A 607-nucleotide genomic window follows, 5' to 3' on the forward strand; every position below is an offset into this window, starting at 1 on the left:
ACCGATGGTGCGTGAGTCGAACACGACGTTGCGCTGCTTCTCCAACACCGTGAAGTCACCGACAGGTGTTTCGAAACCGGGTTTACCCAGTGACGCCGGCATTTCACGGACCACCTCGCCGTCGACTTCGACGGTGAATGTGTGCGCATCGATGTCAGCGATACTGACCACCGCAGCACCGGTGCTGAACTCGGTCTTCAACCCGCCAGCTCGCACTTCGATCCTATCGTGGGCCGGCCAATAGCCGGTCGGCATCCACTCCAACGTTGCATCGTCGAGCCATGTGAATTCACCGGTCGTCGACTGCGAAGTGGTGATTGCAACCGTGCGTTCGGCGGCCTTCCTATTGACGACGGGCGCAATGAACTCCACCACCACTGGGTGGGCGACCCCGACCACCTCACCGGGACCCGGAAGGACGCGAATCACGCCGAAAGTCTCGGTGGCCGCAGCTTCGGCGGCTGGCGTGCCCGCCGACGGCGTCAGGAAAGCAGCCACCACGGCTGCCGTGGTTAGGAGCCATCGCAACTAACCTTCACCACCTTCGTTCAACCGCGGCGTGCGCCACAAACGGTACTCTACGTACGTACTACGTATAGTAGCTCTA

At 61.1% G+C, this 607-nt stretch carries 1 protein-coding gene; it reads right to left on the reverse strand.

Annotated features, from left to right (window positions below; genetic code table 11):
• On the reverse strand, positions 1-501 hold a 501-nt coding region (locus tag RMCN_RS22120; protein ID WP_322788620.1), incomplete at its 3' end, for a L,D-transpeptidase.
• Between the last annotated feature and the right edge of the window lie 106 nt (positions 502-607).

The organism is Mycolicibacterium novocastrense, assembly GCF_001570485.1.
Lineage (GTDB): Bacteria > Actinomycetota > Actinomycetes > Mycobacteriales > Mycobacteriaceae > Mycobacterium > Mycobacterium novocastrense.